Source organism: Streptomyces sp. NPDC052107, assembly GCF_040680215.1.
In the GTDB taxonomy this organism is placed as follows: Bacteria; Actinomycetota; Actinomycetes; order Streptomycetales; family Streptomycetaceae; genus Streptomyces.
Genome location: NZ_JBFAWG010000323.1, coordinates 1 through 1,066 on the forward strand (window position 1 = coordinate 1; position 1,066 = coordinate 1,066).

At 70.0% G+C, this 1,066-nt stretch carries 1 protein-coding gene; it reads right to left on the minus strand.

Annotation, left to right across the window (positions count from 1 at the left end):
- The coding region (locus tag AB0M27_RS48165; protein WP_365732506.1) for a transposase at positions 1-816 on the minus strand (816 nt) is incomplete at its 3' end.
- Positions 817-1,066: the final 250 nt, after the last annotated feature.

Genomic DNA, 1,066 nt, shown 5'->3' on the forward strand with positions numbered 1-1,066 from the left:
GTGGCGGGCCTTGTCCGCGCTGGAGATCTCCACCGGGGCGGCACCGGCGTAGTTCGCGAACGCCGCCGAGGTGGGGAATCGGTGAGCCCGTCGGGTGCGGCCGATCAGCCGGGCGGCCATGACTGGCCCGATGCCCGGGGTGTCCATCAGCGCGCTGCCCGATGCCTCCACAAGGCTCTGCATGCGGGCAGCATTGTCTGTGAGCTGCTTGTCCAGTTTCCGGATCTCGGCGACCAGATCCCCGGCGATGTCCTTGCGGACGGTCTCGACGTCGCCAGCGGGCCGGACGGACCGCAGCAGTTTGGCGGCCAGGTCCGCGGACAGCTGGGTCGGGGCGCCTCCGGGCAGCAGATCGCGCAGCAGCGCGTGGAGCTGATTGACCGTGCGTACCCGGGCCTGGGCCAGGTTCACACGCCGTTCGTCCAGGAGAGCCAGCGCCGTGGTGTGGTCCTCGGGCTCGACATCCCGTCCGTCGCCCTGCAGACAGGCGACGGTAGCCGCGGCCGCAGCGTCGATCTGGTCGTTCTTGCGCCGTCCACCGCGGGAGAGTTCGCGCACCCGACTGGTCGCCGCGGCAGGCACGTCGACGACGCTCTCGCCGCGGGCGATGAGCCACTGAGCAAGATGCCGGCCCAGTCCGTTGGCGTTCTCCACCGCCCACTTCCGCTGCGGCCACCGCTTGGCCCAGGCCAGCAGCCGCCGGTAGTCCGTCAGGCTCGCCTCGATCCGCATCGTCCCGACCTGCTGGTTTGATTCCGGCTCGACGGCGGTGGCGGTGTGGGTGGACTTATGGGGATCGACACCAAGCAAGATCACGGGACTGTGTTCCTCACGGTCGGCCGACAGGGCAGCCACGGCCGACACGCCGACTTCCGGAACCAACCGGCCGGGACACGCCTCTGTTGAGTCAGACCGCGGACGGACACCGGACCGGCGACATACCCCGGGAGAGCCAGCTCCGAAGAGCGGCAGACGGTTCACGAGTCACCCGGCCCGGCGTCCTACGGCACGCTACGAGCGGCCAACCCGACCGCGTCCCGCTACCCCCATACAAGTCGGCGGTTCA